At 38.8% G+C, this 423-nt stretch carries 1 protein-coding gene; it reads right to left on the bottom strand.

Annotation, left to right across the window (positions count from 1 at the left end):
* Positions 1–120: 120 nt before the first annotated feature.
* Complete coding sequence (locus tag HMPREF0373_RS04575) at positions 121–324, bottom strand: excisionase (protein ID WP_002347229.1); 204 nt, start codon at positions 322–324, stop codon at positions 121–123.
* Positions 325–423 lie beyond the last annotated feature (99 nt).

Here is a 423-nt window from a genome sequence, read left to right as displayed (position 1 = left end):
CAAATTGCGATTTTTACTGTCTTTTCGTTTTACATTAGACATAGTGTAAAGCTCCTTTCCGTCATGGAATGAGCCGTGATACGCTATACCTTATTATACCATATCTACGGCTCAATGACATTAGATTTCGTCCAATGTATCTATGATTTTTTCAAATTGTTTTCGCTTAATCTGAATACGATTACCGTTCACGATAACCCAGCCAGCGTCAAGATTTTCTTCGGCTAATTTACGCAATTTCTTTTCGCCAATGCGGAAGTATTTAGACGCTTCTTCAATCGTCAGAGTATATTTTTCCCAGATTGGCACATCAGTATTGTTCATAATCTATGCACCCCCTTTACTGTGTGTCATTTTTTTACAAGCAGGCAGACGGCTTTGGAAAGCTCCGTTAGTATCTCAACTATTCCCATTCTTGTGGGC

It is taken from the genome of Eubacterium ramulus ATCC 29099 (genome assembly GCF_000469345.1).
Lineage (GTDB): Bacteria > Bacillota > Clostridia > Lachnospirales > Lachnospiraceae > Eubacterium_I > Eubacterium_I ramulus.
This window is presented reverse-complemented; position numbering and strand designations above follow the sequence as displayed.

What these genes read in the sequence shown, in the direction of transcription:
- HMPREF0373_RS04575 (WP_002347229.1), bottom strand. Translation starts at nt 324, where the DNA reads ATGAACAATACTGATGTGCCAATCTGGGAAAAATATACTCTGACGATT.